The organism is Ensifer sp. (assembly GCF_035999185.1).
Classification (GTDB): Bacteria; Pseudomonadota; Alphaproteobacteria; order Rhizobiales; family Rhizobiaceae; genus Ensifer.
This window is the reverse complement of record NZ_DASYHB010000202.1, coordinates 33530-46478: the sequence shown is the minus strand read 5'-3', so window position 1 is coordinate 46478 and position 12949 is coordinate 33530. Positions and strand designations below refer to the sequence as shown.

Annotated in this window: 12 protein-coding genes and 1 pseudogene; 2 read left to right on the top strand and 11 right to left on the bottom strand. The window is 61.2% G+C overall.

Annotation, left to right across the window (positions count from 1 at the left end; translation table 11 throughout):
- The 11 genes and pseudogenes from VGO04_RS27545 to VGO04_RS27495 form a co-directional block, all read right to left on the bottom strand.
- Nucleotides 1-93 (bottom strand): annotated as a pseudogene (locus VGO04_RS27545) (F0F1 ATP synthase subunit B'); the annotation flags it as partial.
- A 76-nt stretch (nt 94-169) separates the two neighbouring features.
- Nucleotides 170-397: a F0F1 ATP synthase subunit C gene (locus VGO04_RS27540; protein ID WP_025426100.1), complete on the bottom strand. Its 228-nt coding sequence runs from the start codon at nt 395-397 to the stop codon at nt 170-172.
- A gap of 81 nt (nt 398-478) precedes the next feature.
- Nucleotides 479-1231 (bottom strand): F0F1 ATP synthase subunit A, encoded by a 753-nt coding sequence (locus VGO04_RS27535; protein WP_112808709.1) that lies wholly within the window; start codon nt 1229-1231, stop codon nt 479-481.
- A 60-nt stretch (nt 1232-1291) separates the two neighbouring features.
- The gene (locus tag VGO04_RS27530) at nt 1292-1651 is read right to left on the bottom strand and encodes an AtpZ/AtpI family protein (RefSeq protein ID WP_327499151.1); all 360 of its coding nucleotides are present in this window, start codon (nt 1649-1651) and stop codon (nt 1292-1294) included.
- A gap of 301 nt (nt 1652-1952) precedes the next feature.
- Nucleotides 1953-3128, bottom strand: coding sequence for a cell wall hydrolase (locus tag VGO04_RS27525; RefSeq protein ID WP_327499150.1), 1176 nt, complete (start codon nt 3126-3128; stop codon nt 1953-1955).
- A 286-nt stretch (nt 3129-3414) separates the two neighbouring features.
- Nucleotides 3415-5313 carry a potassium transporter Kup gene (locus tag VGO04_RS27520; RefSeq protein ID WP_327499149.1) on the bottom strand — a complete coding sequence of 633 codons (1899 nt, stop codon included), beginning with the start codon at nt 5311-5313 and terminating at the stop codon, nt 3415-3417.
- A gap of 16 nt (nt 5314-5329) precedes the next feature.
- The gene (locus VGO04_RS27515) at nt 5330-6307 is read right to left on the bottom strand and encodes a magnesium transporter CorA family protein (RefSeq protein WP_327499148.1); all 978 of its coding nucleotides are present in this window, start codon (nt 6305-6307) and stop codon (nt 5330-5332) included.
- A 361-nt stretch (nt 6308-6668) separates the two neighbouring features.
- Nucleotides 6669-7832 carry an Mrp/NBP35 family ATP-binding protein gene (locus VGO04_RS27510; RefSeq protein ID WP_327499147.1) on the bottom strand — a complete coding sequence of 388 codons (1164 nt, stop codon included), beginning with the start codon at nt 7830-7832 and terminating at the stop codon, nt 6669-6671.
- A 586-nt stretch (nt 7833-8418) separates the two neighbouring features.
- Nucleotides 8419-9192, bottom strand: coding sequence for a LuxR family transcriptional regulator (locus VGO04_RS27505; protein ID WP_327499146.1), 774 nt, complete (start codon nt 9190-9192; stop codon nt 8419-8421).
- Nucleotides 9193-9335: 143 nt separating this feature from the next.
- On the bottom strand, nt 9336-10076 hold the full coding sequence (locus VGO04_RS27500; RefSeq protein WP_327499145.1) for a LuxR family transcriptional regulator: 741 nt from the start codon (nt 10074-10076) through the stop codon (nt 9336-9338).
- A 194-nt stretch (nt 10077-10270) separates the two neighbouring features.
- Entirely contained in the window at nt 10271-11068 is a 798-nt protein-coding gene (locus tag VGO04_RS27495; protein WP_327499144.1) for an IclR family transcriptional regulator, read from the bottom strand.
- Nucleotides 11069-11246: 178 nt separating this feature from the next.
- Here VGO04_RS27495 and VGO04_RS27490 point away from each other — a divergent pair, with 178 nt between their 5' ends.
- Together VGO04_RS27490 and VGO04_RS27485 are read left to right on the top strand one after the other, a co-directional pair.
- On the top strand, nt 11247-12017 hold the full coding sequence (locus tag VGO04_RS27490; protein ID WP_327499143.1) for an SDR family oxidoreductase: 771 nt from the start codon (nt 11247-11249) through the stop codon (nt 12015-12017).
- Nucleotides 12014-12934, top strand: coding sequence for a 2-dehydro-3-deoxygalactonokinase (locus VGO04_RS27485; RefSeq protein WP_327499142.1), 921 nt, complete (start codon nt 12014-12016; stop codon nt 12932-12934). Before VGO04_RS27490 ends, VGO04_RS27485 begins: the two co-directional genes overlap by 4 nt.
- Nucleotides 12935-12949 lie beyond the last annotated feature (15 nt).

Genomic DNA, 12949 nt, shown 5'->3' with positions numbered 1-12949 from the left:
TTCGGTGTGCACCTCACCGGCCGCAGCGGCATCGTGTGCTTCGGCGCCTTCAGTGGTGGTTGACTGCTGGGCATAGGCCGCGGTCACAAACATGCTCACCTCCAGGTGCACTCAAGAATATGCGCGGCCGCGGCCTTTTGACGGGCCGCGGCCGAAACTCCAGCCGTTATTAGACGGCGAACAGGAGGAGCAGAGCTACGAGCAGCGAGAAGATGCCCAGAGCTTCCGTAACGGCGAAGCCGAATACGAGGCGGCCGAACTGACCGTCAGCTGCCGACGGGTTGCGCAGAGCGCCGGACAGGTAGCTGCCGAAGATGTTGCCGAGGCCGAGAGCCGTGCCGGCCATACCGAGGCAAGCGAGACCTGCGCCGATGTACTTTGCTGCTTCCGCTTCCATGATTGAACTCCTTCGAATGGTGTTGCGGCTTAGGATTGCGCTTCCGGCGGAGGGCCGGCCGGAAGCAAGCGACTGTATTCCTTAGTGGCTTCCGGGATGGACAGCGTCGTTGAGGTACATGCAGGTCAGTACCGCGAAGACATAGGCCTGGAGGAAGCAGACGAGGAATTCAAGACCGGTGATAGCGACGGTCATGATGAGCGGCAGGATCGCACCACCGATACCGAGCGCGCCAAGGGCGCTCAGCGAGGTGACGAAGCCAGCGAAAACCTTCAGCGTGATGTGGCCGGCCAACATGTTGGCGAAGAGACGGACCGAGAGGCTGATGGGACGGGAAAGGAACGAGATGATTTCGATCGCCACGACGAGCGGCAGAAGCACGCCTGGCACGCCGTGAGGCACGAACAGCTTCAGGAAGCCGAAGCCGTGCTTGTAGAAACCATAAAACACCACGGTGCCGATGACGAACAGCGCCAGCGCGAAGGTGACGATAATCTGGCTGGTGATGGTGAAGAAGTAAGGGAACATGCCGAGCAGGTTCGCCGTCAAGATGAACATGAACAGCGAGAACACCATCGGGAAGAACTTCATGCCGCCGTTGCCAGCGCCTTCGCGCAGCATCGAAGCGATGAATTCATAGGACATTTCCGAAACCGACTGGAGGCGCGTCGGAACCAGGCCGCGCTGCGATGTCGTCAGGTAAAGGAAACCGGCCGCAGCACCCACGGTCGCGACCATGAACAGCGACGCGTTGGTGAAGGAAAAGTCAATTCCGCCAATTTCGATCGGAACGATCTTGTTGATCAGGAACTGGTGGGTCGGATCGTTTGACACCGCGCTTCTCTTTCGTTCTGCCCGCCTTTAGAGCGGATACCGTGTTTTCCGGGCGACGCCTTAGGCGTCATCTCCGTCCGTCTTGTCATTCCCTGAACTGCGCTTGACAGAGTCGAGTGTCGCCACCATCCCCGCCGATCGCAGTACATTCAACACACCGGCGCAAAAGCCGAGGAGCAGGAATATGATCATTCCCCACGGCCCTGTACCTGCAAAGTGGTCCAAAAGATAGCCCAGAAACGCCCCGACAACGATGCCGGCGATGAACTCGCTCGAGAGCTTCATCGCCGCCGCATAGCCTTTCCGGCTTTCGGCGGCCCGGGCCTCTGCTGCATCAGGCGCAATGGGCCTCTTGGCCTCAATCTTGTCGCCGAGCTGCTTCAGCCGCGCTTCCAGACTTTCTTCAGGTTTCTCCGCCACGTGGCTACTCCCTTGTCGTCCTGATCCGGTCTCAGACCGCGATTTCGGTCATACAAAGGGCCTTGGTTCAAGCCACGTTTCGGCCCCATTTGAAGTCGCGCGCAACATAGTTTTAGGCTCCCGCATAGTCAAGGCGTGCAGGCAGCTTGGCCGTGGACAATATTTTTCAGCAAAATCAGTATTTTAACAGCTGTTCGCGTGAACTGCGGCAAGGTTGCTGCAGGAATCTCGCCGCCATCCGACCGGATTCGCACGTCCACTCGCTTGAAGGGAAAGACGGCGCAATCGTGTCAGATGCCATTCAGCTCCAGCCGCCGCCATAGGTGCGATAGAAGACGTGCAGGCCGATCTTGCCCACCCGCTTCATCGTCTTTGCCCACGGCGGATTGACGTAGGTCGCATGATAATGGGTTGCCGAGCCCACTTCCGGCAGCCAGATCTTGCCGGCAGTGACCGCCATGGCGACCTCCTTGGCTGTCTTCCAGTGCGAGCGAGAGTAGACGAGGTCGCGGATCATGTCGCAGGCGAAGGAAAACTGGCAGCGATTGCGCCACGCCTTGTTCTGGTAAACGACACCGCAGATGGTTTTCGGATAGGTGGGATTGCGGACGCGATTGAGAATCACCTGGGCGACCGCGGCCTGCCCCTTGAGCGGCTCGCTGCGCGCTTCGAAATAGATCCCTTCCGCGAGGCATGCCTGCTCTTCCTTGCTGAACACCGATGGCGGCAACGGAGTGGCGGCCCAGGCGTGATCGTCGGGCGCGATGTCGGGAATGAAGCGGCCGGCGTTCTTGTCTTCGCGCAGAATCGAATCGAAGGGTGATTCACGCGCATAGTCCGGCTCGGGCCGGACGTAAGCAGTCGCAAGAATGTCGGCCTTGTCGTTGGTCACGAGCTTGGCAAGCATCGGCGAGACGCCGGCTTCCGCCTTCGGCGGCCGCTTCCTGTAAAAGGCCGTGGCGATCTCGATCTCCTTGCCTCTGATGTTCGGCTTGGCGAAGACCATTTTTTCGCCCTCCTCCAAGCGCGGCTCGGTCAGCGAGCTCGTGCGCTGCAGGATCGAGCCGGCAGTGAAATCCTTCGGCGGGGTCACCGGGGTCACGGCGACGATACGGCCCTTCTTGGCCTGTCGGTTGACGCGGTCTTCGTCGGGGCTGCCCGAATGCTTGGTTTCCGAAGTCAGGGCGACGCGGCTGCCGTCGGGCATGTTGATGCCGGCACCGCCATCGAGCGCACCCGTGGTCATCGGATCGGTAAACACCATTTCGACTTCGTGGATCGAGCCCGCCGGCGACGGCGTCATGTACATGCGCCACCGCTCGCCGCCGCGGTTGATGCCCGACAGAAAGGTCGCAAGGTCCGCATAGGCGGCGGCTGACGGAAATCCGAGGTAAAGGGCAAGGCCTATGACCGCAGGCGCGATCCAGGCCGAAACGTTCAGACGAGACTTTTGACGCAGGTTCCGACTCTTACGCAACAACCGACTCCACGCAACGCTAACATGGGCACGGCTTCGCCCGCACCGGCGATGGGCCAGCGTCAGGGATTCCGCGCGGGAAGCTTAGACAATCAAGCGGTCGGGCCCTCGGCCGGCGCCGCTTCGTTCGAGCCTTGAAAATGAAGCATTAACCTTGATGTTTGGTTAATGCGGCAACGCTGAAGGGCAGAGGCGCCGCAAACAAAAGGCTGCCACAAACAAGGGGAGCCGCCTCGGCTTGGAGGCGGCTCCCCTTTAAAGCGCCCTGCCCGGGGCGACAGGCATGTCAGATGATGACGTGCGAGCCGAGTTCGACAACACGGTTGGTCGGCAGGCGGAAGTAGTCCGAAGGGTCGATCGCGGCATTGGCAAGGGCGATGAACAGGCGGTCCTGCCAGTGCGGCATGCCGGATTCTGCGTCCGGCACCAGCTTGCGGCGCCCGAGATAGAACGACGTCGACATGATATCGAACTTCAAACCGGACTTGCGGAACAGGCCCAGCGCCTGCGAGACGTTCTGTGTCTCCATGAAGCCGAACCGCATTTCGAGCAACGTGAAGCGATCCGACAGCGGCTGCATGCTCACCCGCTCCGATTTCGGGACCTTCGGCGTATTGGCCGTGCGGATCGTCAGGATGAAGTTCTGGTTATGCAGCACGTGATTGTGCTTGATGTTGTGCAGAAGTGCGGCCGGCGTCGATTCCGGGTCGCTCGTCAGGAATACGGCCGTGCCCGGCACCGAAACTGGCGCATGTTCGCTCTTGCGCTCGATCGACTTGATGAAGCTCGCCAGCGGTATGTCGATGTGGCGGGTCTTGGCATGCAGAATTCCGGTACCGCGCCGCCAGGTCCACATGATGATGATGAAGGTGGCGGCGATCAGCACCGGCACGTAACCGCCGTCGTGAATCTTCAGCATGTTGGCGCCGAGGAAGATGAACTCCAGCGCAAAAAGCGGCACCAGCACTGCCGCCGCTGCAAGGGCCGACCAGTTCCAGCGCATGCGCAGGAACTCGAAGGACAGCACGGTCGTCACCACCATCGCGCCGGTGACCGAGATGCCGTAGGCGGTCGCCAGCGATTCTGATGAGCCGAAGACGAAGACCAGCGCCATGACGCCGAACATCAGCAACGTGTTGACGTTGGGCAGGTAGATCTGGCCCGTGTGGGTCTCGGACGTGTGGAAGATGGCCATGCGCGGCAGGAAGCCGAGGTGAATTGCCTGTCGGGTCAGCGAAAAGGCGCCGGTAATGACCGCCTGGCTGGCGATGATGGTGGCAAAGGTCGCAAGGATGACCACCGGCAGCAGCGCCCATTTCGGGAACATCAGGAAGAACGGATCGGACATGGCTTCAGGGTTCTTCAGCACGAAGGCGCCCTGGCCGAGATAGTTGAGCGTCAGTGCCGGAAAGACGATCAGGAACCAGGCCCACTGGATCGGCCGGCGACCGAAATGGCCGAGGTCGGCGTAGAGCGCCTCCGCACCGGTCACCGTCAGGAAGACGGCGCCCAGAACGATGATGCCGACATAGCCTTCATTCAGCATGAAGCTCACGGCGTAGTAGGGATTGAAGGCCTTGAAGATCGACAGGTCGTCGGCGATGTGCACGAGGCCGATGCCGCCCATCACCAGGAACCACACCAGGGTGATCGGTCCGAAGAAATTGGAGACGGCCGCCGTCCCCTTGGACTGCACGGCAAAGAGCAGGAGCAGGATGACCACCGCGATCGGCACGACATATTCCGATAGCGCCGGCGTCACCAACTTCAGGCCTTCAACCGCAGACAGAACCGACAGCGCCGGCGTGATCATCGCATCGCCGATGAAGAGAGCTGCACCGGCAATCCCCATGAAGAAGAGGATCGACGCGTGTCCGTTGGCGGACTTCATCAAAAGGGCGAGCAGCGACAGCGTGCCGCCCTCTCCCTGGTTGTCGGCGCGCAGCAGGAACAGCACGTATTTGATCGTGACGATGATCGTCAGCGTCCAGATCATCAACGAGATCAGGCCGATGATCTCCATGTCGGTTACGCCGTCATGGGAAACCGGGCGCAGCGCTTCGCGAAAAGCGTAGAGCGGGCTGGTGCCGATATCGCCGTAGACGACACCGATCGAACCTAGCCCGAGGACCAGCAAGCGGCGCAGATCCTTCGGCTCGTGAGAGGGGACATGCGGTTGGGTCATTCAAACCTACCGGCCATTAAAGCCAGCCTTTCCAGCGGAAAAAGAAAAAGGGGATCACTGCCGATATCAGCATCGCCGCAAGCGCCCAGGGATAGCCAAGCTGCCATTCCAGCTCGGGCATGACGCGAAAGTTCATGCCATAGACCGAGGCAACGAGGGTCGGCGGCAACAGGACGACCGACGCGATCGAGAAGATCTTGATGATCGCGTTCTGCTCGACGTTGATCAGGCCAAGCGATGCATCAAGCAGAAAGGTAATGTTGCCGGAGATGAAGCCGGCATGTTCGGAAAGCGATTGAATGTCGCGCGAGATCGAACGGCAGAGCTCACGCGTTTCCTTGTCGCCCTGCACTTGCGGAACAGTGTAAACAAAGGTCAGCAGACGCGACAGCGATGCAAGGCTGTCACGCGTCTTGGCAACCAGGCGATGATGCCCGGCTACGTCGCGCAGACGCGCTTCAAGAAAATGCGGCGGCCGGCGTTTGTTCGCCGCCTTGTCACCGAAGACGGCAATCGACAGATCGTCGATCTTGGTCACCGCCTCTTCGAGAATTTCGGCGGTCCGATCGGCGATCGTTTCCAGCAGCCGGGTCAGGACCACGGCGCCATCGCGGCAGTTGCCCGGGAAGCGATGCATCGATGCCTTGAAGAGAACAAAGGAGCGGGGTTCGGCATAGCGAACCGTTACGAGGCGGCTGCCCGAAAGGATGAAACCGACGTCCGTCAGGCCGGGTATTTCGGTGTCCGAACGAAACACCAGCGACGCCGTCATGAACACGGCATTCTCTTCGATGTAGAGACGACTCGATGGCTCGATATCCTTGAGGTCGTCGCGGGTCGGGATGGAAATGCCAAGCAGCCGCTCCATCATCAGGTCTTCGGCCTTGCTCGGCTCGACGAGATCGACCCAAATGACATCCGGGCGCAGGCTCTCGGGTGGCTCCGCCGGCGTCAGGACGACGGCTGTCCCATCGGCGCAATAGCCGGTGATCATGCGACCGTCCTCGTCATACGAACCTGCGTGCCGTACCGCGAGGGCGAAAGGTCGTGCGCCACAAAATACCCACAATAGAGATCCATCGGATGCAGCGTTCCGCCAGTCAGGACAAAGTCTTCAACTCAGTCATCGCGAGAGGCCAAAGTCTCCTGCGAGAGGGCGTGAAGTTGGGCACCTTCGCACGTGCGGCAAGGCATATGGCGCAACGCAGACGCAAAATCAATGCCCTCTTGCTTGTCGGCACGCGAGCAAGTGCGGCCGTTCCGCCGGCACCCTATCCCATGTTCGCCTAAATCAAAACCAAATCAAGGGCAAAACGATTCGCAGCGAGAGCGCGAAAGTTCCCCGCGGGGAACTTTCATTCGAACACGATGTTCGGCGCCGCGCGGCTCTTGTCCTGTTGCTGGGCCGACACCTGCTCCCAGACCTTCGAGGCAATGTCCCGATAGATACGCGCGACTTCGCCTGCCGGATCGGATGCGACCAACGGCGTTCCCGCGTCGGATGTTTCGCGAATGCCCATGGTGAGCGGCACTTCGCCGAGGAACGGGACGCCGATGCGCTCGGCCTCGTTGCGAGCTCCACCATGACCGAAGATGTCATAGCGGTTGCCCGTATCAGGGGCGATGAAATAGCTCATGTTCTCGACGATGCCGAGGACCGGGACCTCGACCTTGCGGAACATCGCCAGGCCCTTGCGGGCATCGATCAGCGCCAGATCCTGCGGCGTCGAGACGATGACGGCGCCGGCAAGCGGCACCTGCTGGGCCATGGTGAGCTGGGCGTCGCCGGTGCCGGGCGGCATGTCGACGACGAGCACGTCGAGGTCGCCCCAGGCGACTTCACGCAGCATCTGCAGCAGCGCCGACTGGATCATCGGCCCGCGCCAGATCATCGCCACTTCCTCATCGACGAGGAAGCCCATGGACATGACCTTAAGACCGTAGTTTTCCATCGGTCGGATAAGCCGGCCTTCGATTTGCTGCGGCCGGCCGGAAATCTTGAGGAGGCGCGGCATCGACGGACCGTAGATGTCGGCATCGAGCAGTCCGACCTTCAGTCCGTTGGCCTTCAGTGCCAGCGCCAGGTTGACCGAGGTCGTGGACTTGCCGACGCCGCCCTTGCCCGAGGCAACCGCGATAATCGCGCCGACGCCTGGGATCCCGGCCTTGGCTGGCGGGCCGCCCGCGGGGCGCTGCGCATGCGAATGACCAGCGTGAGAGGGTGCCTGGGGCTGCGGCCGCTGTACCGGCGCGCCTGCCGATGCCGCCTTGCGGTCGGCCGTCAGCGCCACCATCGCAGCGGTGATCCCCGGGATTTCGCGCACCACCCGTTCGGCGGCTGCCCGCATCGGCTCCAGTTCCTTGGCACGGTCGGCCGGCACGGTGATCGAGAAATAGGCCTTGCCATCCGAGATGAAGACATCTGACACCAACCCGAGGTCGACGATGTTGCCTTCCATGCCCGGGCCGCGAACCGTCCGGAGCTTCTCAAGAACCACTTCTCTGGTGACTTCCGGCATAGCGCCCTCTCATTCTTTTGTTGTTTCTTAGATAGTCGAGGCGGGGCGCTTCGCCAATGCGACATATCGGAAAAAGGAAGGGCCACCACCCACGTCAGGCGTCCGTACATCCGGGATCACCTGAGGCAGGCAGTGGCCTTTTGATCGCGACCTTCTTGGGCGCTGTCTTCTTTTTAGTCCCCTCTGGACATGCCAATAGAAATGCAGGATGCGTGCCAACTTCAAATGGCGCAAATACATACAATGAATTCAATTAGATATCGCTCGGCGCTACCGATTTCGCGCTTGCGACAGGTGCCCAGTTTCTGAGCACTGCCTGAAAAAATGCCCCGCGTTGGAGCATTTCGCCACATCTGTGCGCCTTGCAGTTCCGACCGTGCGGGAGCATCCGCACACGCTGTCGGAGTGCGATCCGTCTTGCGAGACGCGCAAGTGTCGCTTGAGCGCTTTGAAGTGCTGCGCCTTTCCGTTCAATCGATCGCGATCAAGGGAACGAGCGCTGCGGCTTGAAGATCAAAATTGAAAGATTGCGGCCTGTATCGTAACGACACAGCACCGCGACAACGGCCAGTGGGACGTTGCGGGCCTAGCTGATATAGCCCTTTTTCATCGCCTTCACGACCGCCTGGGTGCGATTGACGGCGTCGAGCTTCTTGGTGACGTGATTGAGGTAGTGATTGACCGTGTGCTCGGAGAGCCCGAGGATGCCGGCAATCTCGGCGCTGGTCTTTCCGGCGGCCGTCCAGCTCAGGCACTGGATTTCCCGCTCAGAAAGGGCGGCACCGCTGCTCTTCCATACAGATCCGATTTCGGCGAGACGGTTATAGACATGGATTGCGATCATCTGCAGTTCCATGGTGACCGTCATCGGCAGCTCCACCAACGGCCCCATCAGAATGACCGCGCCGCGCCCACCCTCGGCGTCATGGACGGGGAAATAGCTTGCCTGGAGGATTCCGTTTTCGCGCAGCATCGTGATGTATTCGCCGGCTGCCTCCGGCTTGCCGCCTTCGCCTTCCCAGTCCGCAAGCGTCACCTGGAATGGCGTGGTCGTCTCACGCAGGCGGCGCACGCCGGTGCTGAAGCGCAGCATCGACAGGCTGTCATACTTGTTCAGCAGTTCTGCCGGCATATTGGAGATAACGGTGCTTGCAGCCAGACGCTCCACATCGATCGAGGGGATCGAGCAGATGAGAAAGGTCTTGAAGCCAAAGACCTGTGTCACCCGCCGCATGTAACGGATGATATCAAACTGGGTCTCAAGCTTTGCGATCTCGGACGCGAAATCGCCGCCCCGGGGCAGATCTGCTTCAGTCATCCCGGTCGTCATCGTATCCTGCATTCGCGCGTTCCATGGCATTCATCGACTATCAAATAGACCGAGCGGGCAGCCAATGCCAACAGATGTTCGTGTTTCCCCGCCGCCTCGCCGCAAAAGTCTGTGTATTTCCCCCGCGAAGGCCCAACTTCGCCATCAGCTTCGCCAACGGCGCGCATAAGTGGTCAATTGATCAACCCGGCACGCATGGCCTTGGCAACGGTCTGGACCCGATTGACCGAATCCAGCTTGCGCGTCGCCCGGTTCAGGTAGTGGTTGACCGTGTATTCGGACAGCGCGAGAATTTTTGCCATTTCGCTGGTTGTCTTGCCGGCCGCCGCCCAGCGCAAGCACTCCACCTCGCGGCGTGAAAGGCTCCCCGCACTGCGACGGTCGCGCTCACGCACGTCCATGTACTTGCTGTAGAGCACACCGGCCCAAAGGTTGAGTTCCTGCAGCTCGTCGTTCGTGACCACGGGACGGTCACCGCCAAAGGCAATCGCCGCGCGATGGCCGCCGGCATCGTGCACCGGCAAATAGAGACCGCGCGGCATGTTCGCCTGCTCGAAGACGCAGATGGCCGCATCTCCCTTGCCATCCGATCGCCGGCGCGCAAGCTGGTGGGCGTCGTAGGTGAAGGGAATGGTGCTGCGACGCAGACGCTGGATCACCGGGCTGCCGTTGATCAGGCCCGCACTGTCATAGCCCTGAAGAAAGGCTGTCGGGTAGTTTGTCATCAGCGCGTTGGCTGACAGGCTGTTGCAATCCGTCTCCGGCACGGCAAGCACCAGGAATCCGCGGAAACCATAGGCATCCGCAACCTGGGCAATCACCCGCCTTATATCCTCTTCGCAACAGATCGGCCCCCGAATGCTCCGCCCATCGGGAAGCGTCAACGCCGACAAATTCGCGCTGAAATCGATCATCTTCCGCCCTTCTCCACATCCGGACCGCGCGAAAACCGCGCCGCTGACGCCGCATGAAGATCACGTCAAATTTCTAACAATACCAAAACCAAACCAGACAAAGACCATCCACGAACCTGAGTCTGATATATTAAAAGCTATCGAGCTTCGAACGCTACGTCCAGTCGATGTTTCTAATTTACCGTAAAGTGAATTCAAGGTCCACCGCGGCCGGGACCGAGACGGATAACCGCCTCCTTGCCGATCGCCTGAGCGGCGGCGCGAACGGGCGCCGCCCATGCCGACAATTGCTCCATGGTGACCCTGTAGGCAGGACCGGTCACCGAGATTCCGGCCGCGATATCATCACCGGGAATGGAGATCGGCGCCGCGACACAGCGGATTTCCGCTTCGTGCTCCTCGCGATCGAAAGCATGGCCGTCTCGCCGGATCTCCTCGATCTCCGCCAGCAAGGTTGCGGCCGACCGGTGTGTATGGGCGGTGAAAGGGTGAAACTCGGTCCGGGCCAGGACATGCTCCAGTTCGGCGTGTCCAAGCAGCGACAACGCCGCCTTGCCGATGCCGGTGCAATAGGCTGGCGACGCCTTGCCGATCTGCGAGCTCATGCGCACCGTCTGACGGCTCTCCACCTTGTCGACATAGACAATCTCCGTCTGGCGCAGAATACCGAGATGCACGGTCTCGCCGGTCAAGTCGTGCAAGCGCCTGAGATGGGGTTCAGCCACGTCGCGAAACCGATTGGCCGACCAGGAACGATAGGCAAGCGTCAGCAGCCGAAGGCCGGGCTCGTAGGAAAGGTCGCGTCGCTGGATCAGCAAGCCTTCCTCGACGAGGTGGCTGAGCAACCGGTACAGGGTACCGCGCGGCTGGCCGGATCTGGCTAGGATATCGGTGAAGCGCTGCGGGCCATCGGCCGTCACCACCGCTTCCAGCACTGCGATCGCCTTGCCGAGCGTGCCTGTACCTGACGCCTCGGCCGGGGCTTCATCCATTGCGCCTATCGCTTCGTTGCTCATCGTGGCTCACTCGTCCTGACAGCCGCCGGCGCATCGCGCGCTCGGCCTTGACAAGATAGACGCTTCAACGTGATAATTCCATATATTAAAATCAAGTTCCAAATAATGGAACAATTATCATCGTCATGACGTGGCCATCTGGGGATTGAGGACAATGCCGGCGCCTAGGGCACAGTTTCACGATTTGCTCGACCGCTCAGTGCTGGTAACCGGCGGCGGCTCTGGCATTGGCGCCGCGCTGGTCGAGGGCTTTGCGCGCCAAGGTGCGCGGGTCGCCTTTGTCGACATCGACGAGCAGGCGAGCCGCGAGCTGGCCGAGAGGGTTGCCGACGAAACGGGTAGAGCACCGCTTTTCATCGCGGCCGATCTGCGCGACACCGAGGCGGGACGGAGGGCAGCAGAGACGGCGGCCGCAGCGCTCGGTGCGCTCCATGTGCTCGTCAACAACGCCGCGCGCGACGACCGCGAGCCCATGGACACGGTGACCGAAGCCAGCTGGGACGAGAGCCAGGCCGTCAATCTCCGTCACTTCTTTTTCATGAGCCAGGCGGCAGCACCGCACATGCGTCGGGCCGGTGGCGGGGCGATCATCAATTTCTCGTCGATCGCCTATCTGCTCAACATGGCCGAGATCCCAGCCTATGCGACAGCCAAGGCCGGCATCATCGGCCTTACCAAATCGCTCGCCGGCAAGCTCGGCCCCGACAATATCCGCGTCAATGCGATCCTGCCCGGCATGATCGTTACCGAACGGCAGAAGCGGCTGTGGCTAAGCGACGACGCGATCGCCGGCATGCAAGAAAGGCAATGCCTGAAACGCAGCCTGACGGCGGACGACCTCGTCGGTCCCTGCCTTTACCTCGCGTCGGATTGCTCCTTGGGCATGACCGCGCAAACAATGATTATCGATGGAGGCGCATTGTGATGACGGCAGCCTATTATGCCGCGGTCGACTGGGGAACCACGAGTTTCCGGCTGTGGATCATCGGCGAGGATGGCTCGGTGCTCGCCGAGCGGCGTAGCGGCGAAGGCATGACCACCGCCAACAAGACCGGCTTCCACGCGATCCTTGAGCGGCACCTGTCCGCCGTCGATGCGCCGAGCCACCTGCCAGCGATCATCTGCGGCATGGCAGGCGCCAAGCAGGGCTGGGTCGAAGCCGGCTATCTCGACACTCCGGCGAAACTCTCGGACATTGCTTCGCGCGCGGTCGCGGTGCCCGATCTCGCCCGCGACATCCGCATCCTGCCCGGCCTTGCGCAACGCGACAAACGGCATCCCGACGTGATGCGCGGCGAAGAAACGCAGTTGCTCGGCGCTGCAGCCGAACTCGGCCGCGGCCGGCATCTCGTCTGCATGCCGGGAACCCACAGCAAATGGGTGCGTCTCGAAGACGGCAATGTCAGCGGCTTCTCCACCTTCATGACCGGCGAGTTGTTCGATGTAATTTCGAAGCACTCGATCCTCAGCCACTCGATCGCCGATGCGCACATTTTTTCCGGCGATCATCCAGCCTTTGCAGCAGCCGTGGCGGAAGCCCGCACCAATCCGGCGCTCGGGACCAGCCTGCTGTTTGGCGCACGCGCCGGACAGCTGCTGCATGGCGCAGACGCAACCGACGCCAAGGCGCTGTTGTCGGGTACGCTGATCGGTCTTGAAATCGCCGGCGCGCTGGCAGCCGCCCGAACGATCGACAGCATCTGCCTCGTCGCCTCCGGCTCCCTCGGCACACTTTATCAGGCCGCGCTCGAAAGCCTCGACTGTCCGCTCCAGACCGTTGACGCCGACACGGCCGTCCGCTCCGGCCTTTCGACCGCCGCCCAGGCGATCTGGCCACTCTGAACGAAAGACAAGCCC

Bases quoted from the DNA above. Each gene is read 5' to 3' on its own strand.
- VGO04_RS27540 (WP_025426100.1), bottom strand. From the start codon at position 397: ATGGAAGCGGAAGCAGCAAAGTACATCGGCGCAGGTCTCGCTTGCCTC.
- VGO04_RS27520 (WP_327499149.1), bottom strand. From the start codon at position 5,313: ATGACCCAACCGCATGTCCCCTCTCACGAGCCGAAGGATCTGCGCCGC.
- VGO04_RS27515 (WP_327499148.1), bottom strand. From the start codon at position 6,307: ATGATCACCGGCTATTGCGCCGATGGGACAGCCGTCGTCCTGACGCCG.
- VGO04_RS27510 (WP_327499147.1), bottom strand. From the start codon at position 7,832: ATGCCGGAAGTCACCAGAGAAGTGGTTCTTGAGAAGCTCCGGACGGTT.
- VGO04_RS27505 (WP_327499146.1), bottom strand. From the start codon at position 9,192: ATGCCATGGAACGCGCGAATGCAGGATACGATGACGACCGGGATGACT.
- VGO04_RS27500 (WP_327499145.1), bottom strand. From the start codon at position 10,076: ATGATCGATTTCAGCGCGAATTTGTCGGCGTTGACGCTTCCCGATGGG.
- VGO04_RS27495 (WP_327499144.1), bottom strand. From the start codon at position 11,068: ATGGATGAAGCCCCGGCCGAGGCGTCAGGTACAGGCACGCTCGGCAAG.
- VGO04_RS27490 (WP_327499143.1), top strand. From the start codon at position 11,247: ATGCCGGCGCCTAGGGCACAGTTTCACGATTTGCTCGACCGCTCAGTG.